Source organism: Sulfuricaulis sp. (genome assembly GCF_049587675.1).
Taxonomy (GTDB): domain Bacteria; phylum Pseudomonadota; class Gammaproteobacteria; order Acidiferrobacterales; family Sulfurifustaceae; genus Sulfuricaulis.
The window spans coordinates 1-1,542 of sequence record NZ_JBAVEJ010000036.1; the positions used below are offsets into that span (position 1 = coordinate 1).

The following is a 1,542-nucleotide window of genomic DNA, read 5'->3' on the forward strand; positions in this document are numbered from 1 at the left end:
GGCATGGTCAATGCCGTGCTCGATGCCCTGGCGCGCCGCCTGCGCGCGGGCGAATATGCGGCGTGACTCCGACGTTTGACGTTGAAGCGTTGCAACATGCACGGCGGGCTCCCTCTCCCCGGTGGAGGCCTTTGCATAATTGGCGTTCCGATGATTCGATTGGGTAGGCGGATTCGGAGGACGCGGAATGGTGGAACGCATTGTCGGACAACTGAGCTTGGCGGATGGGCTGGTGTCGCCGGCGGCGAGCGGCATGCTGGATGGGCTGGAGGCCGCGCTGAATTGGCAGCCGATACGAGCGCTGCTGGGCCGCCGGGGCAGCTCGGGTGCCGGCAATTCCAGCTATCCGGCGGAGGTTCTCTTGCGCTGCCTGCTGCTCGGGGTGTGGCATGGGCTGTCCGATCCGGGCCTGGAGACGTCGGTGGCCGATCGGCTCTCCTTCCGCCGCTTTGCCGGACTGAGCCTGCACGACAAGACGCCCGACCACAGCACGCTGTGGCGCTTTCGTCAGGAACTGACCCGCGATGGCCTGGCCGATCGCATCTTCGCCGAGATCACGCGCCAACTCGAAGCCAAGAAACTGGTGCTCAAGCAGGGCACGCTGATCGACGCCTCGCTGGTGGCTGCGCGCGCCAATCCGCCGCGCCAGCCGCGTCCCGGCGCGCCCGCCGACACGCCGGTCAAGCCATCCGCCGATGCGGACGCCCGCTGGGGCCGCAAGGGCAAGAAGAGCGTGTTCGGCTACAAGATCCATATCGGCGTCGACGCTGCGCACACCATCATCCGCCGCATCGTCTTCACCGACGCCTCGGTGACCGACACCGAGCCGGCCGACGCTTTGATCTGCGGCGATGAGAGGGCGGTCTATGGCGATCAGGCCTACTACACCCATAAGCGACATGCCGAGCTGGTCGCCAAGAACATCAAGGACCGCCTGATGCACCGGCCCAACAAGCACCATCCCGAACTGCCGCCGCGCAAGAAGTACCGCAACCGGCTGATCGGCCGCATCCGTGCCGCGGTCGAGCGGCCGTTTGCCGTCTTCAAGGAGCGTTACGGCATGCGGCGGCTGCGCTTTTACACCGGTGAACGCAACCGCGTGCAGGTCGTGCTGGCCTGCTGCTGTTACAATCTGCGCCGCGCGTTCGGCGCCGTGGCACCGGCCTAGACGACCATGCATCCATCGGCTATCGACCATGACAGAAGCGCCCCGGCCCGCTCTCAATGCAACCATCGAGCGTTTCGAAAAAAGCCCGATCTCGTTCTCCACCCCAATGCGCCCATTGCGCAAAGGCCTCCCCAGGGGAGAGGGTCGGGGTGAGGGGGATCGTGACTCTCGAAAGGCTATAACCCCGCCCGCCTTCGCTAAAGCTTCGGCGGGTCGACCTCTCCCTATGGGAGAGGTGAAGCGAGTTCGCGGCAAGACCTGATTCAAACGAAGCTATCGTGCCTTAGAAAGGCAATGCCTTACCGATCGGGATCACCGGGACTCAGCGCTTAGCGCCGGCCCGGTGATGACAACGTCAAATCAATACTTCGCGG

General features: G+C 64.7%; 1 protein-coding gene. It reads left to right on the forward strand.

From position 1 onward, the window contains the following. The first annotated feature begins 187 nt into the window (after nucleotides 1–187). The gene (locus WB402_RS01455) at nucleotides 188–1,168 is read left to right on the forward strand and encodes an IS5 family transposase (RefSeq protein WP_424205039.1); all 981 of its coding nucleotides are present in this window, start codon (nucleotides 188–190) and stop codon (nucleotides 1,166–1,168) included. Nucleotides 1,169–1,542: the final 374 nt, after the last annotated feature.

Excerpts from the sequence above, each read along its gene's own strand:
- WB402_RS01455 (WP_424205039.1), top strand. The coding sequence starts at position 188 with ATGGTGGAACGCATTGTCGGACAACTGAGCTTGGCGGATGGGCTGGTG.